The sequence below is a fragment of the Luteimonas sp. WGS1318 genome, from assembly GCF_043187535.1.
In the GTDB taxonomy this organism is placed as follows: domain Bacteria; phylum Pseudomonadota; class Gammaproteobacteria; order Xanthomonadales; family Xanthomonadaceae; genus Luteimonas.
The window spans coordinates 834,001-851,212 of record NZ_CP171131.1; the positions used below are offsets into that span (position 1 = coordinate 834,001).

Annotated in this window: 12 protein-coding genes; 10 read left to right on the top strand and 2 right to left on the bottom strand. The window is 70.4% G+C overall.

What is annotated here, in order from left to right:
• Positions 1-15: 15 nt before the first annotated feature.
• The 5 genes from ACF3M1_RS03685 (at position 16) to ACF3M1_RS03705 (ending at position 11,594) form a co-directional block, all read left to right on the top strand.
• Entirely contained in the window at positions 16-2,037 is a 2,022-nt protein-coding gene (locus ACF3M1_RS03685) for a methyl-accepting chemotaxis protein (protein ID WP_394004031.1), read from the top strand.
• 76 nt (positions 2,038-2,113) lie between these two features.
• The gene (locus ACF3M1_RS03690; protein ID WP_394004033.1) at positions 2,114-8,578 is read left to right on the top strand and encodes a response regulator; all 6,465 of its coding nucleotides are present in this window, start codon (positions 2,114-2,116) and stop codon (positions 8,576-8,578) included.
• Positions 8,571-10,457 (top strand): chemotaxis protein CheB, encoded by a 1,887-nt coding sequence (locus ACF3M1_RS03695; RefSeq protein WP_394004035.1) that lies wholly within the window; start codon positions 8,571-8,573, stop codon positions 10,455-10,457. The genes ACF3M1_RS03690 and ACF3M1_RS03695 overlap by 8 nt, the downstream gene beginning before the upstream one ends.
• Positions 10,454-10,924: a chemotaxis protein CheW gene (locus ACF3M1_RS03700; protein WP_394004037.1), complete on the top strand. Its 471-nt coding sequence runs from the start codon at positions 10,454-10,456 to the stop codon at positions 10,922-10,924. The genes ACF3M1_RS03695 and ACF3M1_RS03700 overlap by 4 nt, the downstream gene beginning before the upstream one ends.
• Positions 10,925-11,054: 130 nt before the next feature.
• A complete protein-coding gene (locus ACF3M1_RS03705; protein ID WP_394004039.1) occupies positions 11,055-11,594 on the top strand; it encodes a DUF2058 domain-containing protein in 540 nt (179 codons plus the stop codon).
• 319 nt (positions 11,595-11,913) lie between these two features.
• Here ACF3M1_RS03705 and ACF3M1_RS03710 read toward each other — a convergent pair whose 3' ends face one another.
• Both ACF3M1_RS03710 and bioA read right to left on the bottom strand, forming a co-directional pair.
• A complete protein-coding gene (locus tag ACF3M1_RS03710) occupies positions 11,914-12,660 on the bottom strand; it encodes a 16S rRNA (uracil(1498)-N(3))-methyltransferase (protein ID WP_394004041.1) in 747 nt (248 codons plus the stop codon).
• A complete protein-coding gene (gene bioA / locus ACF3M1_RS03715) occupies positions 12,651-14,054 on the bottom strand; it encodes an adenosylmethionine--8-amino-7-oxononanoate transaminase (RefSeq protein ID WP_394004043.1) in 1,404 nt (467 codons plus the stop codon). The genes ACF3M1_RS03710 and bioA overlap by 10 nt, the downstream gene beginning before the upstream one ends.
• Positions 14,055-14,119: 65 nt before the next feature.
• On the opposite strand from bioA, the gene nudE reads away from it, so the two are divergent.
• The 5 genes from nudE to ACF3M1_RS03740 all read left to right on the top strand — a co-directional run bounded on the left by nudE (position 14,120) and on the right by ACF3M1_RS03740 (position 17,188).
• A complete protein-coding gene (nudE, locus tag ACF3M1_RS03720; RefSeq protein WP_394004045.1) occupies positions 14,120-14,671 on the top strand; it encodes an ADP compounds hydrolase NudE in 552 nt (183 codons plus the stop codon).
• Positions 14,664-15,482, top strand: a complete 819-nt coding sequence (gene cysQ / locus ACF3M1_RS03725) for a 3'(2'),5'-bisphosphate nucleotidase CysQ (RefSeq protein ID WP_394004047.1) — start codon at positions 14,664-14,666, stop codon at positions 15,480-15,482. Before nudE ends, cysQ begins: the two co-directional genes overlap by 8 nt.
• Positions 15,483-15,713: 231 nt before the next feature.
• Positions 15,714-16,499 carry a nucleoside triphosphate pyrophosphohydrolase gene (mazG, locus tag ACF3M1_RS03730; protein ID WP_394005171.1) on the top strand — a complete coding sequence of 262 codons (786 nt, stop codon included), beginning with the start codon at positions 15,714-15,716 and terminating at the stop codon, positions 16,497-16,499.
• Positions 16,496-16,819 (top strand): YnfA family protein, encoded by a 324-nt coding sequence (locus tag ACF3M1_RS03735; protein WP_394004049.1) that lies wholly within the window; start codon positions 16,496-16,498, stop codon positions 16,817-16,819. Before mazG ends, ACF3M1_RS03735 begins: the two co-directional genes overlap by 4 nt.
• A gap of 66 nt (positions 16,820-16,885) precedes the next feature.
• Positions 16,886-17,188 carry an Mpo1-like protein gene (locus tag ACF3M1_RS03740; RefSeq protein ID WP_394004051.1) on the top strand — a complete coding sequence of 101 codons (303 nt, stop codon included), beginning with the start codon at positions 16,886-16,888 and terminating at the stop codon, positions 17,186-17,188.
• The last annotated feature ends 24 nt before the right edge of the window (positions 17,189-17,212 follow it).

Consider the following 17,212-nt stretch of genomic DNA (forward strand, 5'->3'; position numbering starts at 1 on the left):
AGGACCGGAACGAGCATGAGCACAGCCGCTGACACCCTTGCAGGCAAGCGACGCAACCTGGGCACGAACTTCTGGGTCGTGCTGCTGATCGTCGCCGGCACGATTCTCGTGCTCAACACCGGCTACGGCACGTGGAAAGCCGCGCAACTCGGCGGTGCCAGTACGTCGGCCTCCAACCTCCGCGTGGACAGCCAGCGACTGGCGAACCAGGGCACGGAGGCGGTCCGCGGCAACGCGGCCGCGTTCACGGCGTTCAAGGCCACCCGCGCGCAGATCGACAGCGACATCGAGCAGCTCAACAGCCGCTTCGGTGACACCGCGGGCGTCTCCGGTCCGATCCGCACGGTCAGCGAGACGTGGGAGCCGCTCGGCGCGAGCGCGCAGCGACTGGCCGACAGCGAAGCCGCGGTGACCGCGTTCGCCGGACAGGCCGAGCGCTTCAGCCAGCGCGTGCCGCAGCTGCAGGCGCTGCTCGACGAGCTGGTGCGTGCGATGTCGAGCAGCGGCTCGCCGTCCTCGCAGGTCTACATGGCACTGCGCCAGGTGGTGGTGGCCGGCGACATGGCCCGCCGCGTGACCGAGGTGCAGGCCGGTGGTGGTGGCGCCGCGATCGCAGGCCAGGGCCTGCGCCGCAATGCGGAAGATTTCCAGCAGGTGATGACCGGCCTGCGCGAAGGCGACCCCTCGCGCGAGCTGCAGGCGCTCACCAACGGCAACGCGCTGGCCGCGCTGACCCGCGCCGACGAGGCCTGGGCCGAGATGCGCACCGACCTCGAAGCGATCCTCGGCAGCAGCGAGCAGCTGTTCCAGGCACAGGCGGCCGCCACCGCGCTCGTCGCCGGTTCCGACCAGTTGCTGACCGACAGCGAATCGCTGTTCAACGCGTTCACCGCGTTCGGTTCGATGGAAGACACCAGCCTGCTCGGCAATATCTGGATCAGCATCCTCGCCGGCGTCGCCGCGCTGGTCGCGATCGGCGGCCTGCTGTTCTCGCTCAACCGCGCCCAGCGCGAGCGTTACGAAACCACGATGGAACTCAACAACCGCAACCAGGAGGCGATCATGCGCCTGCTGGACGAAATGGGTTCGCTCGCCGAAGGCGACCTGACGGTCAAGGCCACGGTCACCGAGGACATGACCGGCGCGATCGCCGACTCGATCAACTTCGCGATCGAGCAGCTGCGCAGCCTCGTGCAGACGATCAACGACACCTCGGTGCAGGTCGCGTCCAGCGCGCAGGAAACCCAGGCCACCGCGATGCACCTCGCCGAGGCCGCCGAGCACCAGGCCCAGGAGATCAACTCCGCGTCCGACCGCATCAACGAGATCGCGGTCAGCATCGACCAGGTCTCGAAGAACTCGGCCGAGTCGGCCGACGTGGCGCAGCGCTCGGTGCAGATCGCGACCAAGGGCGCGGGCGTGGTGCGCGAAACGATCGCCGGCATGGACTCGATCCGCGACCAGATCCAGGAAACCTCGAAGCGCATCAAGCGCCTGGGCGAAAGCTCGCAGGAGATCGGCTCGATCGTTGAACTGATCAACGACATCTCCGAGCAGACCAACATCCTGGCGCTCAACGCCGCGATTCAGGCGGCCTCCGCCGGTGAGGCGGGCCGCGGCTTCGCGGTCGTCGCCGACGAAGTGCAGCGCCTCGCGGAACGCGCGACGAATGCGACGCGCCGCATCGAGACACTGGTGCAGACGATTCAGTCCGACACCAACGAAGCGGTGACCTCGATGGAGCAGACGACCTCCGAGGTGGTCGCCGGTGCGCGCCTGGCGGAGGACGCCGGCACCGCGCTGGGCGAGATCGAAAGCGTCTCGACCAGCCTGGCCGACCTCATCCAGGGCATCTCCTCGGCCGCGCGCCAGCAGTCCTCGGCGGCGAGCAACATCACCGCGACGATGAACACCATCCAGTCGATCACCGCGCAGACCTCGCAGGGTGCGAACCAGACCGCGGCGTCGATCGGCAACCTGGCACAGCTGGCCGCCGACCTCCGTCGTTCGGTCGCCGACTTCAAGCTGCCGGCCTGAGCGCAGACACGGACCCACGCATGACCGCATGTTTTTCCGGGCCGTCCACGCGCCTCGTCCGTCGCGGAGCGACGCGATGAGCGGACTTCGTGACGCCATCGACCACACGATGCTCGGCTGGATCAAGCCCGAACTCGACGAAGTGCTGCGCCAGGCGCGGATCGAGCTCGAGGGGTTTGTCGAAACCTCGGACGATCCCAGCCGCATGCGTCTGTGCGCCGGCTATCTGCACCAGGCCCAGGGCACCCTGCGCATGGTCGAGCTGTACGCGCCGGCGATGGTGGTCGAGGAGATGGAGCGGCTGGCCGACGCGTTGCGCGACAACGCGACCGCCGACCGCGACGCCGCGTCGGCCGCGCTGCTGCGCGGCATGCTGCTGCTGCCCGATTACCTCGAACGTCTCCAGGGCGGGCATCGCGACATTCCGATCGTGCTGCTGCCGTTGCTCAACGAGCTGCGCGCGGCGCGCGGCGAGTCCGGGCTCAGCGAGAGCATCCTCTTCGCACCCGACCTCGCCAGGCCGGTGCCGGTGCCCGCAGCGGCGCAGGCGCAGGCCGGCGGCACCCGGGACGCGGCGCTGCGTGCGCTGCGCGCCGCGCTGCAGAACTGGCCCGCCGGGGGCGCCCCCGGCGACGCCGCATCGCTGGTCACGGCGCTGCAGGCCCTTGCGCCCTTGTTCGACGACGAAGCGGTGCGGCGCATGCTGTGGGTCGCCGGCCGCATCGGCGAGGCGCTGGCTGATGGCGCGTTCGACGGCGGCAGCCAGCAGGCGCTGCGTCAGGTCTTCTCCGGCGTCGAGCGCGAGCTCCGCCAGCAGGCCCAGGACGCCCATCTGGCGACGCTGTCGGCCGATTCCGCACAGGAACCGACCCGGCAACTGCTCTATTACGCGGTGCACGCGGACAGCGACCATCCGGCGCTGCGCGAGCTGCGCGACACCTTCGACCTGCAGGCGCAACTGCCCAGCGATTCGGAACTCGAACACGCGCGCAGCAGCCTCAGTGGCCGCAACCGCGCATTGCTCGACACGGTGTCGGCGGCGGTCAAGGAGGATCTGCTGCGGGTCAAGGACGCGCTGGACCTGCATCTGCGCACCGGCTCGACCGACATCGGTGCGCTCAAGCCCCAGGTCGACGTGCTGGCCGGCGTCGCCGACACGCTCGGCATGCTCGGCCTCGGCGCCGCGCGCAGCGTGGTCCAGCAGCAGCGCGACGTCATGCGCACGATCGTCGACGGCAGCACGCCGGCCAGCGAGGACACGCTGCTCGATGTCGCCGGCGCGCTGCTGTACGTGGACGCCACGCTGGACGACCAGGTCTCGCGCCTCGGCAGCGACATGCCCGAAGGCAGCGGCGACGACACCCTGGCCGTCGAGGCCCAACAGTCCGTCGTGATCCTCGTGCGCGAGGCGATCGCGAACTTCTCCGACGCGCGCCAGGCTCTGGTCGCGTTCGTCGAGACCAACTGGGATCACGCCGAGCTGCAGGAAGTGCCGCGGCTGCTGGCGGAAGTCGGCGGTGCGCTGCAGATGCTCGAGATTCCGCAGGCCCGGGCCTATCTCGACGGCGTGCGCCTGTACGCCGAGCGCGAGCTGATCGCGCGCAAGCGCGTGCCCAACGGACGTCAGCTCGACACGTTCGCAGACGCGTTGGCCAGCCTCGAGTACTACCTCGAAGCGTTGCGTGAACCGCGCGCCGGCCGCGCCGACATTCTCGACATCGCGCGCAGCAGCCTGGAGTCGCTGGGCTACTGGCCGCTGCCCGAGGCCGCCGGCCCGGAATCAGCGGGCACCTGGCAGGACGACACCGACAGCAGCGCGCTGGCGATCGATCTGCAGTCGATCGATGTCGCCCAGCTCGCGCGCGGCGGCGAGATGCGCGCGCCGGCCGATGCGATCCCGGCGTCGTCGACCGAACCGACGGCGCCTGCCGCGGCACCGCTGCGCCAGTCGAGTGGCGGCTTCGAAGCCGTCGGCGACGAGATCGACGACGAGATCCGCGAGGTCTTCCTCGAAGAGTTCGCCGGCGAGATCGAGAACCTCGACACGCTGCTGCCGCCCTGGCGCGCGCACCCGGACAACCTCGAGCTGCTGCGTCCGATCCGCCGTGTCTTCCACACCCTCAAGGGCAGTGGACGCCTGGTGGGCGCTCGCCGGCTGGGCGAGTTCAGCTGGGCCATCGAGAGCATGCTCAACCGGGTGCTCGACGGCACCCGTCCGGCGAGTCCGGCGGTCGTCGCGATGGTCGACCAGGCCTTCTACACGCTGCCGGAACTCCAGGCGGTGCTGCGCGGCGATTCCGACCTGCGCGCGGATCTGGACACGATGCAGGCGTCGGCGGCGCGGATCGCCGCGGGCGACGACGTCATGCCCGACCGTCCGTCGCCTGTGCACGCCGCGCCCGATACGCCGGTCGCCGACGTGCCGCGCGTGGAGACGCCCGCACCCGTCGACACGTCCCTCGATGCGGCGCAGCTGGAGCCGGTGGTCGAGACTGCCGCGACGGCGTCCGTATCGCCCGTGGCCGACGACGTGTCTGCTCCCGTGGCCGACGAGTCGGTCCCGGCGTCCGTCGATGCATTGCTGCTCGAAATCCTCGATACCGAGGTCAAGGGCCACCTCGATGCCGTCGGCGTCTGCCTCGACGCCGTCCGCAACGGCGGCGCGTTCGATGCCGAGCGCCTGCTGCGCGCACTGCATACGATGCATGGCGCGTTCGCGATGGCCGAGGTGCCCGCGATCGGCCTGGTGCTCGGCCCGGCCGAGGACTATGCCCAGCGGCTCGCCGCCGCGAAGATCGCGCCCGATGCCCAGGGCATCGACGTGCTGGATGCCGTCACGGCCGAAATCCGCGACGCGCTGGCCGCATTGCATGGCGATGCGCCGAGAATTCCCGTGCGCCACGCACTGGCCGCGCGTGTCGCCGCCGTGCGCGACCGTCTGCCCGAAGCCGCGATCGAACGGTTCGCGTTCCAGTTCGACGACGAGGACGCGGACACCGACGCGTCCGGTGAGGGGAATGACGGCGCGTCGAGCGCTGAAGCCGACGCCGAGCGTCTGGAGCAGGAACGTCTCGACGCCGAGCGCGCCGAGGCCGAACGTCTCGAAGCCGAGCGCCTGGAGCAGGAACGCCTCGACGCCGAGCGCGCCGAGGCCGAGCGCCTCGAAGCCGAGCGTCTGGAACAGGAACGTCTCGACGCCGAACGCGCCGAGGCCGAGCGCCTCGAAGCCGAGCGTCTTGAACAGGAGCGTCTCGATACAGAACGCGCCGAAGCCGAACGCCTCGAAGCCGAGCGTCTGGAGCAGGAACGTCTCGACGCCGAGCGCGCCGAGGCCGAGCGTCTCGAAGCCGAGCGTCTGGAGCAGGAACGTCTCGACGCCGAGCGCGCCGAGGCCGAGCGTCTCGAAGCCGAGCGTCTGGAGCAGGAACGTCTCGACGCCGAGCGCGTCGAGGCCGAGCGTCTCGAAGCCGAGCGTCTCGAAGCCGAGCGTCTGGAGCAGGAGCGGCTCGACGCCGAGCGCGCCGAGGCCGAGCGCCTGGAACAGGAGCGCCTCGATACCGAACGCGCCGAAGCCGAGCGCCTCGAAGCCGAGCGTCTGGAGCAGGCGCGCCTGGCTGACGAAGGCGCCATGGCGAGCACGCAGGACGGGCTGGAGCAGGATGCCGACGATGTGCCGGCATTCGCGGTCGCCGACACGACGCAGATCGCGTCCATCGATGCGGAGCCGGACGCGCAGCTGGAAGCAGAGCGTGCGCAGGACAGGATCGACGCGCAGGTGCTCGAAGACGCACGCGCGCGCTTCGATGCGGACGCGCGGCAGCCGCGTGACGAGGCCGATGCGGTCGCTGTCGACGTGCGGTCGGACGACACGATCGCATCCGCGTTCAACGATGCAGCGGAGGTCTCGGACGATGCGGCACCCGCCGTCGACGGCGCGCTGTCCGTAATCGAGGACGACGCCGAGGACGACGCCGAGGCCGAGATCGACATCGCGGCCGATGCCGCCACGTCGACCGACGTCGATGCCGACGCTGAAGCCGAGACCGGCACCGAGGGTGACGAGGATGACGAACGTCACCCCGCCGCCGACAGCGAAGCGGCGGACGTCGTTGAGGCGGACGCTGCTCCCATCTCCGACACGTCCGCAACGGAGCCCGAACCCGACGCCTGGCAGCCGCCGGTGGACGAGGCGCTGGACCCCGATGCCCCGCTGGATCTGACGGGCCTGGATCCGGAGCTGATCGACATCTTCGTCGAGGAAGGCATCGACCTGCTCGACCACGCCGACGGCCTGTTGGCGCAGCTGCGCGAAGACCCGGAAAGCCGGGACGCCGTGGCCGGCTTGCAGCGCGACCTGCACACGCTCAAGGGCGGTGCGCGCATGGCCGGGCTGATGGAAATCGGCGATCTCGGCCACGCGATGGAGACGCTGCTCGAATCGGTGTCGGAGCGGCGGACCACGCTGCGTCGTGCCGACCAGGTGCTGCTCGAGCGCGGGTTCGACCGCCTGCATGCGATGGTCACCCGCGCGGGCGAACGCCGCGCGATCGGTGCCTCGCAGGCGCTGGTCGATGCGTTCAGCGGAACCTCGCCCGTGGTCACCGATGGCCAGTCCACGCCCGTGGCCGAGACCGCGAAGGTCGAACTCGCGCCGCTGTCGGCGCCGTTGCTGGCCGAGGACATGGGCGCCGACGACGACGACGGCGCGCTGCGCGGATCGCAGGAGCAGGTGCGCATCCGTGCCGACCTGCTCGACCGTCTGGTCACCTACGCCGGCGAGGTTGCGATCTATCGCGCGCGTCTGGAACAGCAGCTCGGCGCGTTCCGCGGTGCGATGAACGAACTGGCGCAGACCAACACGCGTCTACGCGATCAGCTGCGTCGCCTCGACATCGAAACCGAAGCGCAGATCATCGCGCGCTACCAGCGCGAGGGCGACACGGCGGACACGACGTTCGATCCGCTCGAACTCGACCGGTTCTCCACGCTGCAGCAGCTCTCGCGCGCGCTCGGCGAGACCGCGGCCGATCTCGGCAGCCTGCAGCAGACGCTCGACGACCAGACCCGGCAATACGAGACCCTGCTGCTGCAGCAGTCGCGGGTCAGCTCGGACCTGCAGGAAGGCCTCATGCGCACGCGCATGGTGCCGTTCGACGGATTGGTGCCGCGTCTGCGCCGCGTCGTGCGCCAGGCCGCGCAGGACACCGGCAAGCAGGTGCAGTTGCGCCTCGACGGCGCGCAGGGCGAGCTCGATCGCAACGTGCTCGAACGCATGGTGTCGCCGCTCGAGCACCTGCTGCGCAACGCGATCGCCCACGGCCTGGAAACGCCGTCGGGCCGTCGTGCCGCCGGCAAGGCCGAAGAAGGCAGCGTGCGTATCGCGGTGCGCCGTGAAGGCTCGGAAGTGGTGCTCGAAGTCGGCGACGACGGCGCCGGTCTCGACCGCGCGGCGATCCGCCGCCGCGCCGAGGAACGCGGCCTGCTGCATGCCGATGCGACGATCAGCGACGCCGATCTCGACGCGATGATCCTCCAGCCCGGGTTCTCGACCGCGACCGAGGTCAGTCGCCTCGCCGGCCGCGGCGTGGGCATGGACGTGGTCGCGAGCGAAGTGCGACAGCTCGGCGGCAGCTTCGACATCCGTTCGCGCAAGGGGCAGGGCACGACCTTCACGCTCCGTCTGCCGCAGACGCTCGCGGTTACCCAGGCGGCGTTCGTGCGCATCGGCGAGACCAGCTTCGCGGTACCGATCGCCTCGGTGCGCGGTGTCGGCCGGATCGCGCGCGAAGATGCGCGCCCCGGTGCGGTCTACCAGTACGGCGGCGAGGAGTACCAGCTGCACGATCTCGGTCGTCTGGTCGGCCACGCGCATGCGCGCGCCGAAGGCCACCTGCAGATGCCGTTGCTGCTGATCCGCGCGGGCGAACTGCGCGCCGCGGTCGCCGTCGATGAAGTGCTCGGCAATCGCGAAATCGTGGTGAAACCGGTCGGCCCCCAGGTCTCGTCGGTGCCGGGCATCTTCGGCGCGACGATCATGGGCGACGGACGGGTCGTGGTGATTCTCGACGTGGCCCCGCTGGTCCGCCGCCATCTCGCGCATCTCGCCGAAGTGGGCGATGGGGCCGCCGACGAGCCGGCACCGGTCATCGAACAGCGGCCCGTGCCGCTGGTGATGGTGGTCGACGATTCGGTGACGATGCGCAAGGTCACCGGCCGCGTGCTGGAACGCCACAACTTCGAGGTCATGACCGCGCGCGACGGTGTGGATGCCCTTGAACGCATGGAAGAACGCGTGCCCGATCTGATGCTGCTCGACATCGAGATGCCGCGCATGGACGGCTACGAGCTGGCGACGCAGATGAAGGCCGACCCGCGTCTGCGCGACGTGACCATCATGATGATCACCTCGCGTACCGGCGAGAAGCATCGCCAGCGCGCATTCGAGATCGGCGTCGAGCGGTATCTCGGCAAGCCCTACCAGGAACACGATCTGCTGCGGCACGTGCACGAACTGCTGAAGCTGGAGCGCGACGATGACTGAGCCGGCGATCCGGACGGTGGTCATCGCGCGCGCGGGCGCCGCCTGCGACCGCCTGGTCGAAGGCCTGGTGGAATCGGGCGCGGACGTGGTGCAGGCCGTGGATCCGACCCAGGCCGGCCCGGATGCGATCGAGGCGCTGGCGCCCGATGCGATCGTGGTCGCGCTCGATCCGGTGGTCGAGGACGCACTGGAGACGTTCGAGCCGCTCCTGCTGGCCCCAGGCCGCACGGTGATCTTCGAAGAGGCCGCGCTGGTGCTCGAGCGCACCGGCTGGGACGCCGCGCGCTGGGTGCGCCATCTGGCCGCGAAGCTGCGCGGCCAGGGCAGCGTGCTGCCGCCGGGTGCCGAGCAGGACGACGACGCCGACGCCGCGGAGAACGTGGCCGACCGCGGCGCCGACGTCGCGTCCCCGGTGTCCGATGCATTCGACCCCGTGTCCGCCGAGTTCGACGGCATCTCCATCGGGGACACGGACGACACAGAGCAGCCAGCGTTGCGCTCGTCCGACGACGCGATCGAGGGGTTCACGATCGAGGGGCTCGAGGACGATGGCGTCACCGCGGACGGCTTGACGCTGCAGGCCGAAGACGCGCCCGCAACGTCTGACGATGCGCCGCGCGCCTACGCCTTCGACCCCGTGTCCGCCGAGTTCGACGGCATCGCCGAAGCGCCGACGGACATCGCGCCGCTGGTGCTCTCTCTCGGAGATACGGACGACGTGGCGCAGCCGGTGTCGGACACGCGCGACGACGCGATCGAGGGCTTCACGATCGAGGGGCTCGAAGACGATTTCGCGTCCGCGTCCGGCTTGGCACTGCAGGCCGAGGACGCGCCTGTGCCGGCCGCAGATGCGTCGCGCGCCTACGCATTCGACCCCGTGTCCGCGGAATTCGATGGCCTGCAGTCCGAGGGCGATGCCGCGCCGCTGCAGGCGCCGGTGCTCGACTTCGATTTCGAACTGGGCGATACCGACGACCTGACCTATGTGCCGCCCGTGGCCGACACGGCGGCGCCCGCAGGCCTCGACACGCTGCTCACCCTGGAGGACGCGCCCGAACACGGCGATTCCGATACTCAGGAGCGTGGGCCGGATCGTGACGATGCGCTCGAGGTCGACGCGCCATCGAGCGCCATCGACGTCACGATCGGCGAACTCGACGGCAGCACGCTGCAATTGCTGGACGGCGATGCATTGCCCGCCGCTGCGCCCGACGCGGCGCCGCCGCGTCACGCCACGCTGGACCTGGCCGCGCTCGAGAGCAGGATTTCCGGGCTCAGCCTCGCCGACACCGACAGCTACGGGCACGGCCCACGCCGCGGTGTCGTCCTGGTCGAAGGCGGCCTCGGTGGCCCCGACGCGGTGCGCCAGCTGCTCGGCGCGATCCCCGAGGGCTTCCCGCGTCCCATCCTGGTCCGGCTGCAGCTCGACGGCGGCCGCTACGACCGGCTCGTCCGGCAGATGGAGCGGGCGACGTCGCTGACCGTCCAGCTGGCCGAGGCCGGCATGTCGGTGGTGCCCGGCGAGGTCTACTTTCTGCCGCCCGGTCTGTTGCCCGCGATGGCGGGCGGCGACCTGCGCTTCGCCGAAACCGGTGATCTGGCCGCGCTGCCCGAAGCGGTGCCGGCCGAGGACAGTGCGGTGCTGTTTCTCAGCGGCGCCGATGTCTCCCTGGTCGAGATCGCCATGGGCCCAACCTGGCAGGGCGCGCTCGTGGGCGGGCAGTCCGACGAAGGCTGCTACGACTCGGTGGCGGCGCACGCCGTGGCCGAGCGCGGCGGCCCCTCCGGACGTCCCGACGAGATCGCCGACTGGCTGCTCGCGCGCTGGATGCCGGCCGCGCGTCAATCCGAACCCGGCCCTGGAGGCCTGTCGCTGTGAATGCCACCCTCGACGACATCCGCGGCGTCCTGATCCGCGTGGGCCCGACCCAGTTGCTGCTGCCCAATGCGACGATTTCCGAAGTGCTGTCGTACTCGCCGCCCGAACCGGTCGAGAACGCGCCTGCATGGTTGCTCGGCCGCTTGCGCTGGCGCGGCTGGCGTCTGCCGCTGGTGGCCTTCCCGGCGCTCTCCGGTCAGGGCGACGAACAGGCGAGCCTCGGCAGCAAGGTGGTCGTGTTCAAGGCGCTGGGCGGCGATCCGCGCCTGCCGTTCTTCGCGCTGGTCACCCAGGGCTTCCCGCGACTGGTGACCATCGCCGCCGACAACCTGCTCGAGGAATCGGACAGTGAGGGCGACGCGCTGCCGTTCGCGGTCAGCGCGCGTGTGCGCCTGAACAACGACACCGCGCAGATTCCCGATCTCGACCAGCTCGAGCGTTCGGTGCGCGAGGCGCTGGCCGCCTGACCGGGCCGCAGCGCCGCGTCGCGCACGCGGTGGGCGTGACGCGGCAGCGCCGGCGCCGAGCACTCCGCTTCGACAGCGGCCGCGCTCGCCGTGCAGTGCCGTGACGTCGGCGCTGCACTAGACTGGCGGCATGCGTAACCCACTACAGGATCAGCTGCTCAAGGCCGGGCTGGTGAAGAAGTCCCAGGTCGCCCAGGTCGCGCGCGAGCAGGCCAAGCAGCGTCACGGCAAGGGCCCGGCGCCGGCCAGCGAACAGCAGCGCGAGGCCGAACGCGCCCGTGCCGAGCGCGCGGAGCGCGACCGTGTGCTGGCGGCCGAGCGCAATGCGCAGGCGCGGCTGCACGAGCAGCGGGCCCAGGCCCGGCAGATCATCGAAACCCAGCGCGTGCGCGCAGTGGGCGAGATCGAATACCGGTTCGTCGACGGCAATGCGATCCGCGCCGTCCAGGTCGATGCGGCGCTGCGTGCCCAACTCGCCTCCGGCGCCCTGGTGATCGCCCGGGTGGGCGATGGGTATGCGCTGATTCCCCGCGTCGCCGCCGAGAAGGTGGCGGCCCGCGATGCGGACATGATCGTGCTGGACCAGGCGGCCGCCACGCCGTCGTCGGGCGATGCCGACGACGATGCGTACTACGCGCGTTTCGAAGTCCCGGACGATCTGGTCTGGTGATCGTGCGCGCAGGCCTGCGGCCATGGCGCACTGCGGCGCATGCGGGTGATCGAAGGCCTGTCGTTGGCCTCTGACGTCGTGCCAGGCCGGCTGAACCGCGGCGACCGGCGAGCCGTGCGGCGTGACGTGCGCTTGCGGGTTCGCAGTGAGGTTCGACGCCGGCGCTGAATCAGACGCTCCGGATTCGACGTCATCGTCGTCGCCAGGACGCGCCTGGCCAAACGCGGTGGATCGCCGCCGCTGTTCCAGCGGTTGTCGCGCGACACACCCCCGATCGATCGGCTCACCGGCCCGACGCGCCGGCACCGCGCCCTGCTCGTCAGGGCGCGCCGAGCGCCAGATCGCCGAAGCGCGCCTGCAGCGCCGCGACGGCGGCCATGCCGGCGGTTTCGGTGCGCAGGATTCGCGGGCCGAGCCGCAGGCCGCCGAAGCCCGCGGCGACCAGTGCCGCGCGGTCGTTCGCCGACCAGCCGCCTTCGGGTCCGACCGCGAGCACCACCGCGCCAGCGGGGGCCGGCATCGTCGCGATGCCGTCCGCGGCCTCTGGATCGAGCAACCAGCGCGCGCCGTCCGCGGGCAGCGCGGCCAGCGCGGCCGCGAGGGTCTGCGGCGCGGCGACGTCGGGCAGGCGACTGCGCCAGCTCTGCTCGCAGGCCGAGACCACGACACTGCGCCAGTGCGCGTGGCGCTTGGCCGCGCGGTCGGCATCGAGCTTCACCTCGCTGCGATCGCTCGACACCGGCACGAGCGCGGCGACACCCAGTTCGGTCGCCTTCTGCAGGATCCAGTCCATCTTCTCGCCGCGCGCGATGCCCTGGACCAGGGTGATGCGCAGCGGCGATTCGATGTCGACGGCCCGCGTGGCGACGATCTCGGCGCTGGCGCCGCGCTTGCCGACCGACACCAGCCGGGCGTCGTGGTCGAACCCGTCGCCGTTGAACAGCACGCAGGCATCGCCGTCGCGCAGGCGCAGCACGCGCACCAGATGCGCGGCGGCGTCCTCGGGCAGGTCGACGGTCGTGCCGACCGCCAGTGGCAGGTCGACGCAGGCACGGATCACGCGCATGACGTCGCCACCTCGATCGCTTCGGCGGTGACCTCGGCCAGCAGCTGCAGCTGGGCATCGTCGATGCAGTAGGGCGGCATCCAGTACAGGATGTCGCCGAGCGGCCGCAGCAGGACGCCGCGCTCGACCGCGTGGCGATACGCGCGCAGGCCGACGCGCAGCGCCGGATCGAACGGTGTGGCCCGGTCACCGTCACGCGTGAGTTCGAACGCCACGACCATGCCGGTCTGGCGGGTGTCGGCGACATGCCGGTGCGCGCCGATCTGCGCGGCGAGCGTCGCCATCTTCGAAGCGGTAACGCGGTTGCGCGCGAGCACGTCGTCGGTGCGGAAGATGTCCAGCGAGGCCAGCGCCGCGGCGCAGGCCAGCGGGTTGCCGGTGTAGCTGTGCGAATGCAGGAAGGCACGCTCGCGCGACACATCGAGGAAGCCGTCGTACAGCGCCTGTGTCGCCAGCACGGTCGACAGCGGCAGGAAGCCGCCGGTCAGGCCCTTCGACAGGCACAGCAGATCGGGCTGCACGCCCGCCTGTTCGAACGCGAACAGCGTGCCGGTGCGGCCGAAGCCGACCGCGATCTCGTCGGCGATCAGGAACACGCCGTGCACATCGCACAGCTCGCGTACGCGTTTGAGATACACCGGGTCGTGCATGCGCATGCCGCCAGCGCACTGGATCAGTGGCTCGAGGATCAGCGCGCAGATTTCGCCGGCGTGTTCGTCGAGCAGATGCGCCAGCGCGTCGGCGGCGTCCTCGGCATGGCCGGCGGCGCTCTGTCCCGGGCGCGCGGTGTAGGCGTCGGGCGACGGCGCGAACACCGCCTCGCACAGCAGCGGCGCATAGACCCGGCGGTACAACGGAATGTCGCCGACGGCCAGCGCACCGAGCGTCTCGCCGTGATAGCCGTTCTGCAGTGCGACGAACTTGGTCCGGCGTGGCTCGTCGCCGCGGTTCTGGAACCACTGGAACGCCATCTTCAGCGCGACCTCGACCCCGGCCGAGCCGTTGTCGGCATAGAACACCTTCGTGAGGGGCGGCCGGCCCGGCTCGCGCGGTGCGACGGCGAGCAGTCGCTCGGCGAGCTCGACGGCGCGTGGATGCGTGCACCCGGCCAGGATCACCTGCTCCAGCGTGCGCGCCTGGGTGGCGATGGCCTCGGCGATGCGCGGCTCGGCGTGGCCGTGGAGATTGGTCCACCAGCTGCTGCCGGAATCGAGGATCCGCCGGCCGCCGCTCTCGATGAGCCACGCGCCGTCGCCGCGTTCGATCGGCAGCAGCGGCTGCACGTCGGGGTGTTCGCGCATCTGCGTGCACGGGTGCCAGACCGCGGCGAGGTCGCGGGTCCGCCAGTCGTTACCGTCGGCTAGAATGGCCGGATCGTGAATCTGTCCTGTCATCCGCGCATTATCGCCGCTCGTCGATCCCGTGATCGTCGTGGCCGCGCAGCATGGGACCCCGCGGCATGAGCCGGCGCCTGCCGACCATCCACGGCATCGTCGAGCACGAGGCCAGCCCCTACCGAATGGAACGGCTGGACCTGGAGTTCTCGAACGGCGAGCGCCGCCTGTACGAGCGGCTGCACGGGCGCGGCCACGGCGCCGTGATCGTGGTGCCGATGCTCGACGCCGACACCGTGCTGCTGGTGCGCGAATACGCCGCCGGCATGCACCGTTACGAGCTGGGCCTGGTCAAGGGTCGCATCGACGCCGGTGAAACGCCGATCGAAGCCGCCGACCGCGAGCTGAAGGAGGAGGCCGGCTACGGCGCCCGCCGACTCGACGCGCTGCGCATGCTGTCGCTGGCGCCGACCTACATGAGCCACCAGGCCACCCTGGTGCTGGCGCGTGACCTGTATCCCGAACGCCTGGTCGGCGACGAGCCCGAGGAACTCGAGGTCGTGCCGTGGAAGCTCGACGCGCTGCACGAGCTGATCCTGCGCGAGGACTTCTCCGAAGGCCGTTCGATCGCCGCGCTGTACATGGCCCGCGACTGGCTGCATCACCACGGTGGCTGACACCGCCGCGGCCCTCGACGCGGCGACGCGAGAAGGCGTGATCGCGATCGCCCGCTCGGCGGCCGACGCCATCCTCGACGTCTACGCCGGCGCCTTCGACGTGATCCGCAAGGCCGACGCCAGCCCGGTGACCGCGGCCGATCTCGCCGCGCACCACGTGATCGTCGACGGCCTGGCGCAGCTGACGCCCGACATTCCGGTGCTCTCGGAGGAGTCGGCCGATACCGTGTCGATCGACACGCGCCGGCGCTGGACCCGTATGTGGCTGGTCGATCCGCTCGACGGCACGCGTGAGTTCGTCAAGCGCAACGGCGAGTTCTCGGTGAACATCGCGCTGATCGAGGACGGCGTCGCGGTATTCGGCGTGATCCAGGCGCCGGTGACCGGCCTGCTCTGGCACGGTGCGCCGGGGCAGGGGGCCTGGCGCCGTGACGGCACGATCGAGACCGCGATCCAGGCGCGCCGGATCGACGGCGCCGCGCCGCTGCGCGTTGCGGCCAGTCGCTCGCATCGCGATGCCCGCACGGGCGCGTTTCTGGCGCGCATGGGAGATACCGAACCCATGCCGCTCGGCTCGTCATTGAAATTCTGCCGGTTGGCCGAGGGCGCGCTGGACGTCTACCCGCGCTTCGGCCCGACCAGTGAATGGGACACCGCCGCCGGCCAGGCGATCCTCGAAGGCGCGGGTGGCGTGGTGCTCGATCCGGCCGGCCGGCCGTTCCGCTACAACCAGCGCGATTCGCTGCTCAACGGCGACTTCGTCGCGCTCGGCGATCCGTCCTTGCCGTGGCGCGACTGGCTCGCCGTCTGACGGTGCGCGCGTCGCGTCTCACGCACGCGCCGAGGCCCCGTAGGAGCGCGCTCGCGCGCGAATGTGGCCTTCACAGTTTCCAGGAGGCTGACATCGCGCGCCCCCGAAACGGGGATGCAAGCACAAGTGCGCTCCTACAATGGCGTGCCTCGACCGAGGTTCTCCGACACCAGTCTCCAGGAGTTCGACGTGATTGATGCACCCGGCGACATCCGTCGCATCCTCGGCATCATGGCGCGCCTGCGCGATCCGCAGAGCGGCTGTCCCTGGGATCTCGAACAGGATTTCGCGTCCATCGCCGCGTACACGATCGAAGAGGCCTACGAGGTCGCCGATGCCATCGACCGCGGGGATCTGCCGGGCCTGTGCGACGAACTCGGCGACCTGCTGTTGCAGGTGGTCTTCCATGCGCAGATGGCGCAGGAGCAGGGCGCGTTCGCATTCGGTGATGTCGTCGACGCGATCAGCGACAAGATGATCCGCCGGCATCCGCACATCTTCGGCGACGTGGACGCAGGCGATGCCGAGACGGTGTTGCGCAACTGGGACGCGATCAAGCGCGAGGAGCGCGCCGCGGCGGGCGAAACGGACACGTCGGCGCTGGCCGGCATCGCGCGCGGGCTCCCGGAGTGGCAGCGCGCGCTGAAACTGCAGTCGCGCGCCGCGCGCGTGGGCTTCGACTGGCCGGGCCCGGGGCCGGTGATCGCCAAGCTGCACGAGGAGATCGACGAGGTCCGCGTGGAATTCGACGCGGTCGCGGCCGATCCCGAGGACACCGCAGCGCAGGACCGGCTGGAAGAAGAGCTCGGCGATCTGCTGTTCGTCGCCGCGAATCTCGCACGGCACGCGAAGGTGGATGTCGGCGCGGCCCTGCGCCGCGCGAACCACAAGTTCGAGCGCCGCTTCCGCGCGATGGAGGCGATGGCGGATGCCGACGGGCACGCGCTCGCCGGCCAGTCGCTGGACGCGCAGGACGCCTACTGGACCCGTGCGAAGCAGGCCGAGCGCAACGCGTGAAAACGCTGCTGCTGTTCGTCGCCACCGCGTTCTTCGAGATCGTCGGCTGCTATCTGCCGTGGCTGTGGCTGCGCAAGGACGGCAGCGCGTGGCTGTTGTTGCCGGCCGCGTTGGCATTAGCCGCGTTCGTGTGGCTGCTGACCCTGCATCCCACGGCGTCCGGCCGCGTGTACGCGGCCTACGGCGGGGTCTATGTCGCGGTCGCGCTGCTGTGGCTGTGGCGGGTCGACGGCATCGCGCCGAGCCGCTGGGATCTGCTCGGCGCCGCGCTGTGCCTGGGCGGCATGGCGGTGATCATGTTCGCGCCGCGCACGAGCTGAAGCGGTTGACGCACGCGGGCGCCGGTGCGATCAATGGCGCGTACACCGCCTGCTCTGGGAGGACGCATGCGCCGCTTCGCCAGCTTTCGCGAGTTCTATCCGTTCTATCTCGGTGAGCATGCACACCCGGTGTCGCGTCGCCTGCATTTCATCGGCAGCTGCGGCGTGCTGGCACTGGTCGCGTTGGCGGTCTGGCAGCGCACTCCGATGTGGCTCTGGGCGGCGCTGGTCTGCGGTTACGGCTTCGCGTGGGTCGGGCATTTCTTCTTCGAGAAGAACCGACCAGCTACCTTCAAGCACCCGATCTATTCCTTCATGGGCGACTGGGTGATGTTCAAGGACATCCTGACCGGCCGGATCCGCTTCTGAAGGACGGGTCCTGCGGGCGAACGC